We start from the raw sequence: 16,686 nt of genomic DNA, 5'->3' as shown, positions 1-16,686 counted from the left end.
CGTAGGGCGTGCTGCCGTACTTGGTCAGGTAGGCGGCGTCTACCTGCTCGTTGACGGTCGGGTCGGGCTCGTCGATGAACGCCACGTCCACGGTCGTGCCGTCGGCCTGGATCTGGCCGCGGTGGGTGTTCTCGGCGGTCTGGTACCAGTGGCCGTCGGGGCCGTTGACCGAGCGTACGTACATCTCTTCGCCGCTGCGGACGATCCAGATCGTGGTCGGGTCGCGCAGCGTGCCGTCGCTGTTCTCCGGCGCGATCTGGATCTCGGCGGCGCCGCCGAGGCGGGTCAGGTCGTCATTGCTCCAAGTGGACATGTCGGGGTCATGCCCGGCCAGCCGTTCGATGCGGCCCGTATTGCCCGAATTTGGGGATGTTCGGAGGGTCTTCGTTCCCGCGCATTGACATCGAGGAGGACCACACCTCTAAAGTACTAGCATCCTAGTTAAATGGAGGTGGCGGTGATCGAGTTCCATCTGGACTCCGGGTCGGGGGTGTCGCCGTACATGCAGCTCGTCCGGCAGGTGCGGCACGCGCTGCGGCTCGATCTGCTGCGGGTCGGTGACCAGCTGCCCACGGTCAAGGACGTGGTGGCGCAGCTGGCGATCAACCCGAACACCGTGCTCAAGGCGTACCGGGAGCTGGAGCACGAGGGGCTCGTCGCGCCGCGCCCGGGGGTCGGGACGTTCGTGACGCGGTCGCTGGCCGGCGAGTCGCTCGCCGCGCACGGGCCGCTGCGCAAGGACCTGGAGCGCTGGCTCGCCAAGGCGCGGCTGGCCGGGCTGGACGACGAGAGCATCGAGGCGCTGTTCATGACCACGTTTCGGTCCGCCCGCGAGGAGGACATAGCGTGACCGCCGTTCTGGAGGCCCGGGGGCTGGGCAAGAGCTACGGGCAGCGGTGGGCGCTGTCCGACTGCACGCTGGACATTCCGGCCGGACGGGTCGTGGGGCTCGTCGGGCCGAACGGGGCGGGCAAGAGCACGCTGCTGAACCTCGCGGTCGGCCAGCTGGCGCCGACGGCCGGGAGCATCCGGGTGCTCGGCGAGCGGCCGGCCGCGGGGCCGGAGCAGCTGGCCAGGGTCGGGTACGTCGCGCAGGACACGCCGACGTACTCCGGGCTCAGCGTCGGCGACCATCTGGCGCTCGGTGCCCGGCTCAACCCGCGGTGGGACGACGCCCTCGCGCGCGAGCGGGTCGGGCGGCTGGGGCTGAGCCTGCGGCACAAGGCGGGGAAGCTGTCCGGCGGGCAGCGCGCCCAGCTGGCGCTGACCCTGGGCATCGCCAAGCGGCCGGAGCTGCTCATCCTGGACGAGCCCGTCGCGGCGCTCGACCCGCTGGCCCGGCGCGAGTTCCTCCAGGGGCTGATGGAGGCCGTCGCCGAGCATTCGCTCAGCGTCGTCCTGTCGTCCCACCTGGTGTCGGACGTGGAGCGGACGTGCGACTACCTCATCGTGCTCGTGGAGTCGCACGTCCGGGTCGCCGGGGACATCGACGACCTGCTCGCGACCCATCACCGGCTGACGGGGCCGCGCAAGGAGAAGCTGCCGGCGGACCAGCACGTCGTGTCCGAGAGCCACACCGACCGGCAGAGCACGTTGGTCGTCCGGACGGACGGCCCGATCCACGACCCGGCCTGGACGGTCGGGCAGATCGGCGTTGAGGACCTCGTCCTCGCCTACATGGCCCAGGCGCCGAACCGTCCCACGCTGGAGGCGATCCGATGATCTGGTTGACGCTCCGGCAGTTCCGGGTCCAGGCCGCGGTGGTGTTCGGCGGGCTCGCCGTCCTCGGCGCGGCCCTCGCCGTCAGCGGGCCCGGCCTGGCCGACGCCTACGACAGAGGGCTCGCGTCCTGCGGCACGGAGAACGCCTGCGCGCACTTCGCCAGGCGGTTCTTCACCGACCACCAGGTGGAGTACGGCGCGCTGGTCGTGATCGTGACGGCCCTGCCCGCGCTCATCGGGATCTTCTGGGGGGCGCCGCTCATCGCCCGCGAGCTGGAGAGCGGCACGCACCGGCTCGTGTGGAACCAGAGCATCACGCGGAGCCGCTGGCTGGCCGTCAAGCTCGGCCTCGTCGGGCTGGCCGCGATGGTCGCCGCCGGGATCGCCGTCCACGCCGCCAACTGGTGGGCGGGCCCCCTGGACAGGGCCGCGGCCGAACGCTTCCCGCGGATCGCGCCGCTCGCGTTCGGCGCGCACGGCATCGTCCCGATCGGGTACGCGGCCTTCGCCTTCGCGCTCGGCGTGGCGGCGGGCGTCCTCACCCGGCGCACCGTGCCGGCGATGGCGATCACCCTCGCCGTCTTCGTCGGCGTCCAGGTCGCGATGCCGGTGTGGATCCGCGCCCACCTCGTCCCGCCGGAGACCGCGACCGTGGCGATCACGTCGAAGAACATGTCGCAGATGACGCTGGACCAGGGCTCCAAGGCCATGACGGTGCAGACGGACGCGGCGCCGGGGGCGTGGACGCTCGCGAACCACACGGTCGACGCGTCCGGGCGCGCGGCCGCCCTGCCCGGCGACCTGATCACGGGAGCGTGCGCCCCGCCGGGGCCGCCTCCGATGCCCGCGCCGAAGGCGGGCGCGCCGGAGGCTGGGCCGCCGGACCCGCCCGACGGGCCCGCCGAGAAGTGCTTCACCGAGATCGCGCGGCTCGGTTTCAAGCAGAAGGTGGTCTACCAGCCCGCCGACCGCTTCTGGCCGCTGCAGTGGGCAGAGACGGGGCTGTTCGCCGTCCTCACCCTGGGGCTCTGCGGCGTCTGCTTCTACTGGACGCGCCGCCGCCTCTCCTGAAGGCCGTCCGACGCCGCGGCCGCGCCTCAGAAGCGGAAGGTCTCGACGAAGCGGTGGAGGAGGCCGGGGTCGCCTTCGACGCGGACGGTGCCGTCGGCCAGCGCCTGGTCAGGGGTCTTCGCACCGGTCATCAGAGCATGGACGCCCTGGTCGGCGAGCCGCTCGATGACCAGGTCCGGGGCCGGGTGCGGGCCGGCGCCGACCGCGAGGACCCCGCCGGTGATCTGCAGGCGGAGGGTGAAGTCGCCCATGCGGACCTCGTAGCCGACCGTGGCGCCCCGGGCGGCCTCCGGCCGGTAGGTGGCGCGGAAGGCCATCGCCACCGACTCGGCCGTGACGGCCTCGCCGGGGCGCGGGGCGGTCATGGTCCGCGCGCCCCAGCGGCCGAACGCGACCAGCGCCGGTTCGAGGTCGCGCCCGTAGTCGGTGAGCTCGTAGACGACGGCCCGTTCCGGGTGCGGCAGCGCCCGCCGGGTGGCGAGTCCGGTCTCTTCGAGCTGCTTGAGGCGGGCCGACAGGATGTTGGTCGGGATGGCGGGCAGGCCCTTGCGCAGGTCGGTGTAGCGCTGGGGCCCCGACAGCAGGTTGCGGACGATCAGCAGCGTCCAGCGCTCACCGACCATCTCCATCGCGCGGGCCAGGCCGCAGAACTGTCCGTACTCACGAGCCGCCATGCTGCACATCCTACCGCTCACTTCAATTGACAAAGCATGCTTGCAAAAGACAAGCTTGCACTCCAACGGCGTCGTGGCGGCGCCGACGCGCCGACGGAATGGAGCACCAGCGCATGAGCACACCGTCCAAGGGCAACCCCGCCAGCTACTTCCCCGCGATCGAGAAGAAGTACGGCCGTCCGATCCAGGAGTGGATCGACCTCGTCGAGGCCTCTCCCTTGACCAAGCACATGGAGCTCGTGGGCTGGCTGAAGGCCGAGCACGGGTTCGGGCACGGCCACGCGTTCGCGGTGGTCGCCCACACCCTCGCCGCGAGGAGCTAGCGCGGCCCGCCGGCCACCGCGCCCGCCGCGTCCGTCACCGCGACGGCAGGCCGGAGCCGGGCGGGCAGCCGCTGCGCCCGGCCCTGCTCGTACAGCGTCTCGACCCGCTCGCCGAGCACCCAGACGCCGTCCGGCAGCCGGGTCGCGTAGCCCTCGTGGGCGAGGGTGCGCAGCAGGTGGTAGGTGGTGGCGAGCGGGAGCCGCGCCTCCCGGGCGAGCTGCTTGGCGGGCGCGCCGCCGGGATGCGACGCCACCGCCTCCATGAGGTGCAGGGCGCGCTGCACCGAGGCGATGAGAGTGGGTTTGCGTGACTCGCTCATGCGCGCGGTGCACCCCTCTGGTCCGAGCCGGTCGAGCCTCCGGCGCCGGTCCGTCCATTGGATCACCTCCCGCCGGGGGACGCCCGGGGTTTCCCGATCCGGTCACGGGAAATGCGGTCACCATGAGTCAGCAGACGTATGCGCATGTCGACGAGCGGACGGCCCGGAAGGTCGCCGAAGAGGCACGGGAGACCGAATGGCGGCTGCCGAGCTTCGGCAAGCAGCTGTTCCTCGGCGATTTCCGGCTGGACCTGATCCACCCGCATCCGCGTCCGGATGCCGAGCAGCGGCGCAAGGGCGAGGCGTTCCTCGCCCGGCTCACCGAGTTCTGCGCCACCCGGGTCGACTCGGCGCTGATCGAGCGGGAGGCGCGCATCCCCGACGAGGTCGTCGCCGGGCTGCGCGACCTCGGGGCGCTCGGCATGAAGGTCCCGGAGAAGTACGGCGGGCTCGGGCTCAGCCAGTACTACTACGGCCGCGCGCTGATGGTCGTCGGGTCGGTGTGCGGGGCGCTCGGCGCGCTGCTGTCGGCGCACCAGTCCATCGGCGTCCCGCAGCCGGTCAAGATGTTCGGCACCCGGGAGCAGAAGGAGGAGTGGCTGCCGCGCTGCGCCCGGCAGGTCAGCGCGTTCCTGCTGACCGAGCCCGACGTCGGCTCCGACCCGGCCCGGCTGCGCGCCACCGCCGTCCCCGACGGCGACGACTACGTCCTCAACGGCGTCAAGCTGTGGACGACGAACGGCGTCGTCGCCGACCTCGTCGTGGTGATGGCGCGCGTGCCGAAATCGGCCGGGCACCGCGGCGGCATCTCCGCGTTCATCGTGGACATGGACACGCCCGGCATCACGGTCGAGAACCGCAACGCGTTCATGGGGCTGCGCGGCATCGAGAACGGCGTGACCCGGTTCCACGACGTCCGCGTCCCGAAGGCGAACCTGATCGGCGCGGAGGGCGCCGGCCTGAAGATCGCGCTGACCACGCTGAACACCGGGCGGCTGTCGCTGCCGGCGATGTGCGCGGCGAGCGGCAAGTGGGCGGCCCGGATCGCCCGCGAGTGGTCGCGGGAGCGGGTGCAGTGGGGCCGGCCGGTCGGCGAGCACGAGGCCGTGTCCCGCAAGATCGCGTTCATCGCGGCGACCGCGTACGCGATGGAGGCGATGCACGACCTGTCGAGCCAGCTCGCCGACGACGAGCGCAATGACATCCGGATCGAGGCGGCGCTGGCGAAGCTGTGGTCGTCGGAGATGGCGTGCCGCGCCGCGGACGACCTGATGCAGCTGCGCGGCGGGCGCGGCTACGAGACCGCGGCGTCGCTCGCGGCGCGCGGCGAGCGCGGCGTCCCGGTGGAGCAGGTGGTGCGCGACCTGCGCATCAACCGGATCTTCGAGGGCTCCACCGAGATCATGCACCTGCTCATCGCCCGCGAGGCGGTGGACGCGCACCTGTCGGCGGCCGGCGAGGTCATCGACCCGGACGCCTCCCCCGCGCGCAAGGCGCGGGCGGCGGCGAAGGCCGGCGGGTTCTACGCGCGCTGGCTGCCGACGCTCGTCACCGGCGCCGGGCAGCGGCCGAACTCCTACGCCGAGTTCGGGGTGCTCGCGCGGCACCTGCGGTTCGTGGAGCGGGCGTCCCGCAAGCTGGCCCGGTCGGTCTTCTACGCGGCGGGGCGCTGGCAGGGCGGGCTGGAGCGCAAGCAGGGCTTCCTCGGCCGGATGGTCGACATCGGCGCCGAGCTGTTCGCGATGAGCGCGGTGTGCGTCCGCGCCCACGCCGACGCGTCCGGCCAGAGCGGGCTCTCGGACGGGGCGCCCGGCAAGTCGGCGCTGCTGCTCGCCGACGCGTTCTGCAAGCAGGCGCGCGTCCGCGTGGACGAGCTGTTCGACGGGCTGTGGCGCAACACCGACGCGATGGACGCGAAGCTGGCGCGGGCCGTCCTCGCCGGCGACTTCGCCTGGATCGAGGAGGGCGTGCTCGACCCGTCGATCCCCGGCCCGTGGATCGCGCCGTCCGAGCCGGGGCCGAGCGAGCGGGAGACCGTGCACCGGACGATCGGCTGATCCGGCGCCCGCTCCGAGCAGGCGACACGCCGTCCGGGCGCCCGCCGACGCGGTCACTGACGGACGCCCGGCGTGCACGCATGGGTAGACTGTCCCGACCTTCGCGCCAGAGATCGACCGGCCCCGGGCGGGCCGGGCCACGGATCCGGCGAACGAGAAGCCGAACGCCAACGCACCCAGCGAGCGGGAAGTATGCAGTCACTTGGTCAGAAGAAGTCCATCGCGGGCAGCCTCCTCGGCCTGCTCGGCAGCGACCCGAAGAAGGGCGGTCCGGGCACCGGGCCCGCGCCGCACGTGAACGCCGACGGTGACGTCGTCCAGCCCGCCGCCGGTGAGGGCGCGCTGGAGAACCACCTCGGCGGCGACGAGGCCCGCAACTACCGCAAGTACGAGTACGAGACCGTCGCCCCGTACGTGGGCCGGTCGATGCTGGAGGTCGGCTCCGGCCTCGGGCACTTCTCCGAGCAGTTCGCGGGGCGGCTCGACTACCTCGTCGTCAGCGACAACGACCCGTACTGCGTCGGCGAGCTGCGCAGCCGCTACGACGGCAACGACGACGTCGAGGTCATCGACCTGGCCCTGCCGGACGACATCAAGATCCGGCAGAAGGTCGACACCGTCGTGATGATGAACGTGCTGGAGCACATCAAGGACGATGTGCAGGCGCTCCGCGACCTCGCCGCCGTCACCGAGCCCGGCGGCCGCATCGTCATCTGGGTGCCCGGCTACATGCAGCTCTACGGCGACTTCGACCGCAAGGTCGGGCATGTCACCCGGTACACGCCGCAGACGATGGAGGCGTCCGTCCGGGAGGCGGGGCTCGTCCCCGAGGTGCTCAAGCCGATGAACTTCCTCGGCGGCATCGCCTGGTGGTTCGCGGTCCGCCGCGGCGGCGCCGGCTACCCCGACCCGCGGCTCGTCAAGATCTACGACCGGACGGTGGTGCCGACCACGCGCGCCATCGAGCGCTTCGTCCGCCCGCCGTTCGGGCAGACGGTGTTCTGCGTGGCGCGCGTCCCGCGCTGACCGCGCGCCACAGGGCACGTGCCGGAGGGCGATGGTGCCGGGTCACGGAACGCGGCTCGGCACCGTCGCTTTTTTCTCTCGCCCCGAACGGTATGTCTCGCGCGCCGTCGGGGCCTCCGGACCACAAGACTGGGCAGTGGCCGGACGGGTCACGGGCCGTCTCTCCGGACGGCGAAGCACCGCCTGCTTCCGCGGGCCGTGCCCCGGCCGGCCGGCCACGATGTTCCCGTGTGGTCCGACGGTTCGGGGCGGGGGATCCGGGAGGGGAGGTCCCCCGCCGCCGAATCGAGCACGCTCCGCAGCAGGTCAGGCGCGGGCCTTCGGGGCGGCGAACAGCCGCAGCCGGTGCGCGGTCGCGGCGGCCTCGCCGCGGCTCGCCACCTCCAGCTTGCCGAGGATGTTCGACACGTGGACGCTCGCCGTCTTCACGGAGATGAACAGCGCCTCGGCGATGTCGCGGTTGCTGCGCCCCTCCGCCACCAGGCGCAGCACCTCGAACTCGCGGGGCGTCAGCCCGAGCGGCGCGGACGCGTCGCCGCGGCGCGGCGACCGGACCCGGCGCAGCAGCCCGGCGACGTCCGCGGCGAGCAGCGGCGCCCGCAGCTCCGCGGCGAGGTCCCCGGCGGTGCGCAGCGCGTCCGAGGCCGCGTCGTGGTCGCCGCCCGCGAGCAGCGCCTCCGCGGACCGGAGCAGGGAGCGGGCGCGGGCGTAGGGGTTGGCGAGCGTCTCCCACGTGGCGGCGGCCTCCGCCCAGGCGGCCTGGTCGAGGACGCCGCGGGCGCGGGCCAGCTCGGCGGCGAACATGAGGCAGTGCGCGCGCTGCAGCGGCCCGCTCGACTCCAGCCCGGCGGCCCGCTCCTCGATCCGGGCGAGCTCGCCCGCCGCGCCGTCGCCGAGCTCGGCGCAGGCCGCGGCGCCCGCGATGAGCACCGGCCACGCGTAGCGCGCGTCGTCCGGCATGCCCGCCTGGTCGACGACGGGCCGGACCGCCTCCAGCGCGGCGGCGGGGCGGCCCTCGGCCAGCGCGATGTTCGCCTCCAGCCACAGCGTGCCGAAGTAGTCCTGCGTCTTCAGCCACTCCGCCTTCAGCTTCTTGATGTCGCGGGACGTGGCGAGCCGCTCCCGCGCGGTCGCGAGGTCGCCGCGCGCCAGCGCCACCCAGCCGGTCAGGACGAGCAGCGACGTCCGGGTGGTGATGGCCGGGTCCTGCGCGAGCGCGTGGTTCATCACGGCCATGGCCTCGTCCCACCGGCCGAGCGAGACGAGCGGCTCGGCCTGGTTGATGCACAGGAACGTGCCCTGGGTGCGGGCCACCCCGTACTCGCGGGCCAGCTCCTTGCCGTGCGCCGCGACCGCGGCGGCCTCGGCGTGCCGGCCGGCGCCCTCCAGGAAGTGCGACTTGATGACGTAGTAGCGCAGCAGCACCTGGTGGTTGCGGGCGCGCTCGGCGGTCGCCTCGATCTCGGCGAGGCCGGCGTCGTTCTCGTAGTCGGTGTCGGCGCAGTACCGCGTGATGAGCGCCTCCGCCTCCGCGAGCGGGTCGCCGAGCCGGCGCGCGACCGCCAGCGACTCCTCGGCCGCGTCGCGCGCCGCGCCGATCTCGGTGGTGACGCGCACGTAGTTGCCGAGCATCGACAGCGCCCGCGCGCGCAGCACGGTCGGCGGTTCGGCGGGCAGCGCCTTGACGGCGGCGCGCAGGTCCTCGACGAAGCCGGGGCGCGCCATCTGGTACCGCATCCTGGCGCGCAGCACCAGCAGCGTCGCCCAGCACTCGGTGTCGCGCGCGCCGTCGGCGGCCTCGACCTCCTTGAGCGCGGCGGTGACGAGCTTGATGCCGCGGTCGTACTCGCCGGCGAGGTCGGCGGCGGTCGCGGCGTCCATCAGCACCTTGACGAAGCCGGCGTCGATGCGCTCCGCCGCGTCGGGGACGAGGTCCCACAGCTGCAGGACGCGTTCGAGCATCGCCAGGCACTCGGCATGGGCGAGCGCCTTGCGCGCCTCGCCTGCGGCGCGCCAGGCCGCGACCAGCGCCCACGTGCTGTCGTGGGCCTGCTTCCAGTGGTAGCTCAGCTCGACCCACAGCCGCCCGGCGGAGACCAGCGACGGGTTCTCCTCCAGGGTCTCGGCGTAGCGCTTGTGGAGGCGCGTGTGCTCGCCCGGCAGCAGGTCGTCGTGGATGGCCTCGCGGATCAGCGCGTGCCGGAACGCGTACCCGTCGCCGTCCACGACCAGGACGTTGGCGGCGACGGCGGGCCGCAGCACGCGGGTCAGCGCGGCGTCGCCGAGCCCGGACACGGCGGAGAGCAGCGCGTGCTCGATGCGGGTGCTGCTGCCGCTCGCGTCGCGCAGGACGTCCTGCGTCTCGTCGGGGAGCCGCTGCACGCCGGCGAGCAGCAGGTCGCGCAGCGACTCGGGCAGCTCGCACGCCAGCCCGCCGTCGTCGTCGAGCAGCGCCTCGATGAACAGCGGGTTGCCCTCGCTGCGCGCCTCGATCCGCTCGACGAGGCCGGGCGGCGGGTTCTGGCCGAGCAGCTGGGCGACGAGCGCGGACACGTCCGCACGGGTCAGCTTGCCGAGGTCGGTGCGGCGCACCCGTTCCAGCCGTTCCAGCCCGGCGAGGAGCTGGCGCAGCGGATGGGTGCGGTGCAGCTCGTCCGTCCGGTAGGTCAGGACGACCAGCACGGGCCCCCGGCCGAGGTTGCGCACGAGGAAGGCCAGCAGGTCGCGGGTGGAGCGGTCGGCCCAGTGGGCGTCCTCGATGACGAGCACGACGGGGCCGCGCTCGGCGAGCCGCTCCAGCAGCGACAGCACGACCTCGAACAGCCGGGCGCGCTCCTCCCCGGACGCGGCGTCGGACTCCGGCTCGCCGAACTCCGGCAGCAGCCGGGCGAGGCCGCCGGTGTCGCCGCGCGGGACGAGCGCCGCGACGCCGTCGATGCCGATCTCCCGGACGAGGCCGCGCAGCACGGTGGTGAACGGCGCGAACGGCAGGCCGTCGGAGCCGAGCTCCAGGCAGCCGCCGACGAGGACGTTCGCCTCCCCTTCGACGGACCGGGCGAACTCCTTGATGAGGCGCGTCTTGCCGAGCCCGGCGTCACCGCCGACGAGGACGGCCCCGGGCGCGGCGGCGAGGGCGTCCCGCAGCTGCCCCAGCTCCGCCGCCCGGCCGACCAGAGCAGGACTCACCGCACGCGCGTTCACGTCCCCAGCATGCCAAACGGGTAGGACAATCCCACCCGAATTTCATTCCGTGAGACGCCAGCCCTGGCCTCGGTGCTCGTCCGCCTCGGGCGCCGTCCCGCCCGTGACCGGCGGGTGGACGGTGGTCCGGACGGGCCCTTCGTCCTGCACTTTCCGGTGCGCGAAGTGGTCGAGGGCGAGCATCTCGGCGTGGGAGAGGATGGGCGCGACGGGGGCGCCGGCCTCGGTCAGCCGCTCGACGGCCTCGTCCAGCGTGAGCTTCGCCACGGCCGCCGTGACGGCCCCGTCCAGTTCGGCGATGCGGCCCAGCCGCTCGGCGAACGGGACGCCGGCGTGCTCCTCGATGCCCAGCGCGCGGCAGGTCGCGGCCCACAGCCGCTCCTCCGACACCACCCCGAGCGTGATCTTGCGGCCGTCCTTGGTCGGGTAGACGCCGTAGCCGGGGACGGGCCCGGCGCCCGAGCTGCGCGTCGCCGCCGGGACGGTGCCGGTCCAGTGCGCGAGGACGTCCGCCATGCCGAGGTCGACGCGGTCGCCGGTCCCGGTGGCGCGGGCCTTGAGCACGGCAGCGGTGATCGCGAACGCGGCCATCGTGGCGGCGGCCATGTCCGCGAGCGGGAGGTCGTCGGCCTCCGGGGAGACGGCGTCCGGGGGCAGCGCGGCGGCGTAGGCCCGGTAGTTGATGTCATGCCCCGGAACGTCGCGCAACGGTCCTTCCGCCCCGTATCCGGAGATCGAGCAGTAGACGAGCCGCGGGTTGAGCGCGCGGAGCGCCGCGTGGCCGGCGCCCAGGCGGTCGGCCACGCCGGGCCGGAACCCCTCGACGAAGACCTCGGCGTCCGCCGCCAGCCGCCTCAGTTCCGCGAGGCCGTCCGCCGACTTCAGGTCGAGGACGATGCTGCGCTTGTGCCGGTTGAGGACGTCGAAGTGGTCGCGGAACATCCGCATCGGCTCCCCGCCGGGCGGCTCGATCTTGATCACGTCGGCGCCGAGCTGGGCGAGCAGCAGGGTGGCGTACGGGCCGGGCCGCCACATCGTCAGATCGAGGACGCGCAGTCCGTCCAGCGGCGCCATGGGGCTCCTCTCGCGGGGTCGTCGCGCTCACGGTGCCGGGTGCCGCCGCCCGCCGTCAAGCGAGCGCTTGGTCGTTGTTGACGCCGAGTCCAATCGGGGATCGCCGATCCGACTACATCCGGGAGGTCGATCCCACTAACTTCTCCTAAGAAGTAGTACTCGTATCCGCAGGAGATGAAGATGCCCCCCTGGTCCAAGTGGGCCCTTCACCCTGACCTGGCCAACGCCCTGAAACAGGGCAACTCGTTCGAGGACTGGCTGGGCGAGCATCGGCCCGGTGCTTCGTACGCTCGGATCAGCAAGGATCTCCGTCAGGAGATCGGAGTCAAGCGCCAGCACGAGAACAACGACGAGTTCGCAGCCCACAATAATGTCGTTATCGTCGTCCGCTACACCGACAACGGCATCACAGCGGTAGACCCGGACCTGGAACGTCCGGCCTTCCTCCGCCTAGTGCGCGATATCCGCGCCCGTCGCTGCGAAGAGGGGTACCCGATCGCAGGCGTGATCGCGGTCGAGGCGGAACGAATCGTCCGCCTGCCCGAGGACTACCTGAAGCTGAACCGAGCTCTCACCGTAGACGAAGACGGCTTCTTCGGGCTGGGGGACGCGAAGACCTTCCTTGACGTCCACGGGGACTCTGAGATACTTCGCCACCTCCTCGCCTCAGCCATGGGCGAGCTAGAGGTCAAGAAGATCAAGCAACGGGTCTCTCGCAACTCTAGAGACAAAGCCAAAGAGGGAAGGCCCTTCGGGCGGGGCAGGTTCGGGTGGCTGCCCGCCGACCCGGCCTCTAAGCGCCAGGCCAACGAGACCCTTGATCCCGATGCGGCCCCGATCGTCCGAAAGGCGATCGACATGAGGCTGCATGGAAAGTCTTGGCGGGCCATCGGCTTCACCTTTGGGGAGGAGTGCCTGAAACTCGCCAACCATTTCCAGAGCAGCTGCGACTTCCAGACGGCAGAGAAGTATCGCAAGCGGGCCGAGCAGATCTCCACCAACGTCATGCAGTACATGGTCACCAACCCCGCCAACTGCGGCTACCGGATGATCGAGAACGAGATGATCAGAGACTGGGAGACCGGTGAGCCCGTCATCGGGAAGTGGGAGACGATCTGCACTCCGCAGGAGTGGGAGAAGCTCGTTCTGGACTGTCCGGTGTTCTTCAACCCGTTCGGAGCAATCAAAAAGAGCCCCACCGGCCGGGGAAGACCGGCGGGCCAGCAGAAGCGGACAAAGAAGGAGTTTGCCGAGCAGGCACGCAAGCACCTGAGCTCCGGAATCCTGCGATGTGGCCGGAAGAACGAGTTCGGGGAAACCTGTTACGGGCGCATGAATGGGTCCAATGGAAAGCGCCAGGCACTCTACAAGTGCAACTCTCCGTCCTGCGGACGACTCGGACGCCGAATGGATCTGGTGGACGAGACGATCCAGGAGATCGCCATCAAGGCTCTTCTGCAGAGATACGCCAACCAGGAACCCGAAAATAATGAGTGGTACGGGGCGAAGACTCTGGAGAAACTCCAGCAGTCCAAAGCAGAGCTGAAGTCAAGGTTGAAGGCAGGGACGATCGACGACTCTGACCTCTTCGATCTGCTTTCCGACCTGGACTTGAAGATCCAGGACGCAGAGGCGGACAGGGCGCAGTTCGAGAAGGAACAGGCGAGTAAGAACTTCCTCTCACGGTTCTCCATTGAGAAGTGGGATTCCTGGGGTCTTCGCCAGAGGCGGACCGCTATCGACGCGGTCCTGTCCGCGGTGATCGTCCTCCCGATCCCTGAGGGGCGCACAAAGCGCGCCCCGTTCGATCCATCTCTGCTGATCCCCGTCTGGCGCAAGTCGTGCTCGGCGAGTCCAGGGCCCGCGCTCGTCCCGGCCCGGCCGACGACCCGGCCCTCACCTTCACGGTGAAGACGGCGGACTTCCTGCGGATCCTCGCCGGCGACGCCAACCCGGCGACGCTCCTCATGGACGGCCGCCTCGAACTGCGCGGCGACCACGACCTGGCGCCGCGCCTCAGCGAGATGTTCGGCGGCCCGTCCCCGTACTGACCCCCGGGGCGCTTGGTGGTGGCCGTAGTCCCCCGATGACCACGGCCACCACATAGTCAGACGTCCACACCCCCCGCGAGAGTTCGCGATCCGGCGAAAAACCTCGATCATCTTCCCCCGCGATGCCTTACCGTCGCCTGGTGTTCTCCCTCCAGGAACCCCCGCTGTTCGCACGCCTGCAGAAGGCCCGCAGCGTCCTCGTCGCGGGCGCGGGCGGCGGCTTCGACGTCTACGCGGGTCTCCCCTTGGCCCTCGCCCTCATGCAGGACGGGAAGGACGTCCACCTGGCCAACCTCTCGTTCAGCGCGCTGTACGGCCTCCCGTCCGACACCTGGCTGGAGGTGGACGTCGCCGCCGTGACCCCCGAGACCCCCGGCCGCGACGACTACTTCCCCGAGGGCGCGCTCGCGCGGTGGCTCGACCTCCACGGCCTGCCGTCCACCGTCTACGCGTTCCCGAAGGTCGGCGTCGAACCGCTCCGCGCGGCGTACCGGTACCTGGCCGACCACCTCGGCCTGGACGCGATCGTCCTCGTGGACGGCGGCACCGACATCTTCATGCGCGGCGACGAGGCCGGCCTCGGCACCCCAGAGGAGGACATGGCGAGCCTTGCCGCCGTCCACGGCCTCGACGTCCCCGAGAAGATCGTCGTGTCCCTGGGCTTCGGCGTCGACGCCTACCACGGCGTCAGCCACGCGCTCGTCCTGGAGAACCTGGCCGCCCTGACCGCCGACGGCTCCTACCTGGGCGCCCTGTCCATCCCCCGCGACAGCCGCGAGGCGGCGCTCTACCTGGACGCGGTCGAGTACGCGCAGGCGGCGACGCCCGCCCACCCGAGCATCGTGAACGGCTCGATCGCCGCCGCCGTCCAGGGCCGGTTCGGCGACGTCCACGTCACGACCAGGACGCGCGGCAGCGAGCTGTTCATCAACCCGCTCATGGCGATGTACTTCGCCGTGGACCTGGACGGCCTGGCCCGCCGCTCCCTCTACCTCGACCGCCTGGAGGGCACCCGGCTCATGCGCCAGATCACCTCGATCATCGAAGACTTCCGGGACGAGGTCCGCTCCCGCCCGCCCCGCCAGTACCCGCACTGAGCTACGACCTGATCGACGGGCGGCCCGCGATCAGGTCGCTGAGCCGGTCGCCGAGCCGCTGCACGGGCCGCCGGTAGCGGCGTTCGCGCTTGACGGCGCGCCGCTCCTTGCGCGACCCCGGCCGGTACCTCCGCCGCGCCCACGGCGAGTCGGGACGGGCCAGCCGGACGGCCCCGACCAGCGCAACCACGCCGATGAACAGCCCGATCAAGCCCGTCCAGACCTTGCCCTTGAGGAGGGCGACCAGGGCCACCAGCATGTCGAACACGATGATGGCCGCGATCGCCCACAGGCCGTCGCCCGCCACGTCGTCCAGGCCGAGAGGCCGCAGGCCCAGCAGCATCAGCCCGCACAGCGCGATCGTGATGAACACGACCTCGACCGACAGGCGGCCCTGCTCGCTCCAGTAGACGTCCTCCAGGTGCAGGACGAGCGCGAACTCGTCCAGCACCAGCGCCGTCCCGACCCCGAACACGGCGGCGGCCGCCGCCGCCCACCCGGACGATCCGTCCTGGACGGCAAGCCCGCCCACACCGCCCACACACATGAAAACCAGGCCGAACACGACATGGTGGATATGCCGCCCGCCCGGCGTGACGTTGCCCGGCCACCACCGCACCTGCCGCCGGATCATCCGCACGCTGAACCGGATGAACAGAAATCCGGCGATGAACGCCGCAAGAAAGCACGACAGCCGCAGACGCCCGGTGTCCGATATCTCCCGCGAGAACCACTCCGCCACACCGCAGACATTCCGCCACAGCTCCCAACCCACACCCAGCGGTCGGCTACCGACGCTTTGCCTTCACCACCGATCCCGAGGCCCCACCGCCCACACATGCCCGCAGCTGGGCATGTCCCGGAACGGCTAGTTCGGGTCCGTCTTGAGAGCGTTTCGGAGTTTGTCTAGTTCGGCGTGCCATTCTTGGAGGCCGTCGCCGGCTTCGGCCCAGAGGTCCTGCGATTCGGAATTCGGGCCCGCCACCCGGTCGAGGGCGGCCAGCGCCAGGGTTCGGAGGTCGTCGGGCAGGTCCGGCACGGGCCGCTCCGGGCCGTAGATGGGGTCCGCAGGTGGGCCGCCGGGGCATTGCGCCGCTACCAGGGCGGCTGCGGCGACGGCCGTGTCGCCCTCCGAGCGGTCCAGGTAATCCGCCTCGTGGAGCACGGCTTCCAAGGCTTCTCGGACGGCGGCCGGACGCTCGTCCAAGGCCAGGTCATCGAGGTCGCCCGCGAAATCGGCGGCGGTGTCGTTGCCGAACGGGGTCGCGTCCCAGGTTCCCATCTCCACCTCCAAGGGTCCCCGCACTCTAGACAATTCCGGCAGCCGCCGAGAATGTTGCCGGTGTTGACGCGAAGGGAGCGGGGCCCGGTGGTACGAGTCCTGACCTGGAATGTGTGGTGGCGGTTCGGGCCTTGGGAAGCCCGCAGGGAGGCGATCGCGACGACGCTTGCGGAACTCGGCTGCGACATCGTCGGGCTGCAGGAGGTCTGGGGCGAGGGCGACGAGAACCTCGCCGGGTGGCTCGCCGACCGGCTCGGCATGCACTGGACGTGGGCGGCCTCCGACCGGCCCGGCCGCTGGCACGCCCGCCTCGACGGCTCGACGGCCGACGTCGGGGACGCCGTTCTCAGCCGATGGCCGATCATCGACCAGGACGTCCTGCGCCTGCCCACCGGGGACGGCCGCGACGACGGCCATCGGGCCCTGTTCGCGCTGGTGGACGCCCCCGTCCATCCGGTGCCGTTCTTCACCACGCATCTGAATTCGGAGCCGCACGGGTCTGCCGTGCGCTGCGCCCAAGTGACGGCCCTGGCGGGGTTCGTCGCGTCCCTCCGAGACCGCAGCCCGTTCCCGCCCGTGGTCACCGGCGACTACAACGCGCATCCTGATTCCGACGAGATGCGCCTGTTCGGCGGGTACCGGACGGCGCCCGCCGTCCCCGGCCAGGTCCTGGTGGACGCCTGGGAGTACGCCGACCCGGCCGCGCCCGCCGTGACCTGGGACCCGGTCAACCCCTACGCGGCGCAGACCCTCGAACCGCCGGGGCGCATCGACTACATCCATGTGGGG

General features: G+C 71.6%; 17 protein-coding genes. 10 read left to right on the top strand and 7 right to left on the bottom strand.

Annotation, left to right across the window (positions count from 1 at the left end; all coding sequences use genetic code 11):
* On the bottom strand, positions 1 to 313 hold a 313-nt coding region (locus ETD96_RS24415), incomplete at its 3' end, for a DUF2255 family protein (protein WP_138638808.1).
* 132 nt (positions 314 to 445) lie between these two features.
* On the opposite strand from ETD96_RS24415, the gene ETD96_RS24410 reads away from it, so the two are divergent.
* Genes ETD96_RS24410 through ETD96_RS24400 form a run of 3 tightly spaced genes read left to right on the top strand, consistent with a single transcriptional unit; the run spans position 446 to position 2,792 of the window.
* The gene (locus ETD96_RS24410; protein WP_171069207.1) at positions 446 to 850 is read left to right on the top strand and encodes a GntR family transcriptional regulator; all 405 of its coding nucleotides are present in this window, start codon (positions 446 to 448) and stop codon (positions 848 to 850) included.
* Positions 847 to 1,722, top strand: coding sequence for an ABC transporter ATP-binding protein (locus ETD96_RS24405; RefSeq protein WP_138638807.1), 876 nt, complete (start codon positions 847 to 849; stop codon positions 1,720 to 1,722). The genes ETD96_RS24410 and ETD96_RS24405 overlap by 4 nt, the downstream gene beginning before the upstream one ends.
* Positions 1,719 to 2,792, top strand: coding sequence for an ABC-2 transporter permease (locus tag ETD96_RS24400; protein WP_138638806.1), 1,074 nt, complete (start codon positions 1,719 to 1,721; stop codon positions 2,790 to 2,792). Before ETD96_RS24405 ends, ETD96_RS24400 begins: the two co-directional genes overlap by 4 nt.
* Before the next feature lie 26 nt (positions 2,793 to 2,818).
* Here ETD96_RS24400 and ETD96_RS24395 read toward each other — a convergent pair whose 3' ends face one another.
* Positions 2,819 to 3,466 (bottom strand): winged helix-turn-helix transcriptional regulator, encoded by a 648-nt coding sequence (locus tag ETD96_RS24395; protein ID WP_138638805.1) that lies wholly within the window; start codon positions 3,464 to 3,466, stop codon positions 2,819 to 2,821.
* 113 nt (positions 3,467 to 3,579) lie between these two features.
* On the opposite strand from ETD96_RS24395, the gene ETD96_RS24390 reads away from it, so the two are divergent.
* Positions 3,580 to 3,789, top strand: a complete 210-nt coding sequence (locus ETD96_RS24390; protein ID WP_138638804.1) for a DUF4287 domain-containing protein — start codon at positions 3,580 to 3,582, stop codon at positions 3,787 to 3,789.
* On the opposite strand, the gene ETD96_RS24385 is transcribed toward ETD96_RS24390, so the two are convergent.
* On the bottom strand, positions 3,786 to 4,109 hold the full coding sequence (locus ETD96_RS24385; protein ID WP_138638803.1) for a helix-turn-helix domain-containing protein: 324 nt from the start codon (positions 4,107 to 4,109) through the stop codon (positions 3,786 to 3,788). The genes ETD96_RS24390 and ETD96_RS24385 overlap by 4 nt on opposite strands.
* Positions 4,110 to 4,231: 122 nt before the next feature.
* Between ETD96_RS24385 and ETD96_RS24380 the strand changes: the two genes are divergently transcribed.
* Together ETD96_RS24380 and ETD96_RS24375 are read left to right on the top strand one after the other, a co-directional pair.
* Positions 4,232 to 6,166, top strand: coding sequence for an acyl-CoA dehydrogenase family protein (locus ETD96_RS24380; RefSeq protein ID WP_138638802.1), 1,935 nt, complete (start codon positions 4,232 to 4,234; stop codon positions 6,164 to 6,166).
* A 192-nt stretch (positions 6,167 to 6,358) separates the two neighbouring features.
* Complete coding sequence (locus ETD96_RS24375) at positions 6,359 to 7,192, top strand: class I SAM-dependent methyltransferase (protein WP_138638801.1); 834 nt, start codon at positions 6,359 to 6,361, stop codon at positions 7,190 to 7,192.
* Between the two features lie 306 nt (positions 7,193 to 7,498).
* Here the strand turns inward: ETD96_RS24375 and ETD96_RS47660 are convergent, their stop codons facing one another.
* Both ETD96_RS47660 and ETD96_RS24365 read right to left on the bottom strand, forming a co-directional pair.
* The gene (locus ETD96_RS47660) at positions 7,499 to 10,393 is read right to left on the bottom strand and encodes a helix-turn-helix transcriptional regulator (protein ID WP_138638800.1); all 2,895 of its coding nucleotides are present in this window, start codon (positions 10,391 to 10,393) and stop codon (positions 7,499 to 7,501) included.
* Positions 10,394 to 10,435: 42 nt separating this feature from the next.
* Complete coding sequence (locus tag ETD96_RS24365; protein ID WP_138638799.1) at positions 10,436 to 11,467, bottom strand: CaiB/BaiF CoA transferase family protein; 1,032 nt, start codon at positions 11,465 to 11,467, stop codon at positions 10,436 to 10,438.
* A 174-nt stretch (positions 11,468 to 11,641) separates the two neighbouring features.
* On the opposite strand from ETD96_RS24365, the gene ETD96_RS24360 reads away from it, so the two are divergent.
* The 3 genes from ETD96_RS24360 (at position 11,642) to ETD96_RS24350 (ending at position 14,615) form a co-directional block, all read left to right on the top strand.
* On the top strand, positions 11,642 to 13,378 hold the full coding sequence (locus ETD96_RS24360) for a recombinase family protein (protein WP_138638798.1): 1,737 nt from the start codon (positions 11,642 to 11,644) through the stop codon (positions 13,376 to 13,378).
* Positions 13,309 to 13,518, top strand: coding sequence for an SCP2 sterol-binding domain-containing protein (locus ETD96_RS24355; protein WP_171069206.1), 210 nt, complete (start codon positions 13,309 to 13,311; stop codon positions 13,516 to 13,518). Before ETD96_RS24360 ends, ETD96_RS24355 begins: the two co-directional genes overlap by 70 nt.
* A 122-nt stretch (positions 13,519 to 13,640) precedes the next feature.
* Complete coding sequence (locus ETD96_RS24350) at positions 13,641 to 14,615, top strand: DUF1152 domain-containing protein (protein WP_205719437.1); 975 nt, start codon at positions 13,641 to 13,643, stop codon at positions 14,613 to 14,615.
* A gap of 1 nt (position 14,616) precedes the next feature.
* Here the strand turns inward: ETD96_RS24350 and ETD96_RS24345 are convergent, their stop codons facing one another.
* Positions 14,617 to 15,357 carry a hypothetical protein gene (locus ETD96_RS24345; RefSeq protein WP_138638796.1) on the bottom strand — a complete coding sequence of 247 codons (741 nt, stop codon included), beginning with the start codon at positions 15,355 to 15,357 and terminating at the stop codon, positions 14,617 to 14,619.
* Positions 15,358 to 15,483: 126 nt separating this feature from the next.
* Positions 15,484 to 15,903 carry a DUF4259 domain-containing protein gene (locus ETD96_RS24340; protein WP_240808119.1) on the bottom strand — a complete coding sequence of 140 codons (420 nt, stop codon included), beginning with the start codon at positions 15,901 to 15,903 and terminating at the stop codon, positions 15,484 to 15,486.
* 81 nt (positions 15,904 to 15,984) lie between these two features.
* Between ETD96_RS24340 and ETD96_RS24335 the strand changes: the two genes are divergently transcribed.
* Positions 15,985 to 16,686, top strand: a 702-nt coding sequence (locus ETD96_RS24335; RefSeq protein ID WP_240808118.1) for an endonuclease/exonuclease/phosphatase family protein, incomplete at its 3' end; no start/stop codon positions are given.

It is taken from the genome of Actinomadura geliboluensis (genome assembly GCF_005889745.1).
In the GTDB taxonomy this organism is placed as follows: domain Bacteria; phylum Actinomycetota; class Actinomycetes; order Streptosporangiales; family Streptosporangiaceae; genus Spirillospora; species Spirillospora geliboluensis.
Note: the sequence above shows the minus strand (reverse complement) of the source record. Positions and strands in the feature narration are given on the sequence as shown.